The organism is Bacillus pfraonensis (genome assembly GCF_050768835.1).
GTDB classification, from domain to species: Bacteria; Bacillota; Bacilli; order Bacillales; family Bacillaceae_G; genus Bacillus_A; species Bacillus_A pfraonensis.
In genome coordinates this window covers 1-341 of sequence record NZ_JAHCDO010000109.1, presented here as the reverse complement: position 1 = coordinate 341, position 341 = coordinate 1, and the positions used below count along the sequence as shown (strand labels likewise).

Below are 341 nucleotides of genomic sequence, written 5' to 3'. Positions count from 1 at the left end.
CTAAGCCGAGGCCGACAGGCGTAGGCGATGGACAACAGGTTGATATTCCTGTACCACCTCTTTATCGTTTGAGCAATGGAGGGACGCAGAAGGATAGAAGAAGCGTGCGATTGGTTGTGCACGTCCAAGCAGTTAGGCTGGTAAGTAGGCAAATCCGCTTACCGCGAAGGCTGAGCTGTGATGGGGAAGCTCTTTATGGAGCGAAGTCTTTGATTCCCCGCTGCCAAGAAAAGCTTCTAGCGAGATAAAAGGTGCCTGTACCGCAAACCGACACAGGTAGGCGAGGAGAGAATCCTAAGGTGAGCGAGAGAACTCTGGTTAAGGAACTCGGCAAAATGACC

Annotated in this window: 1 rRNA gene; it reads left to right on the top strand. The window is 51.9% G+C overall.

Annotated features, from left to right (window positions below):
* Positions 1-341: ribosomal RNA gene (locus KFD70_RS29320) — 23S ribosomal RNA — on the top strand; the annotation flags it as partial.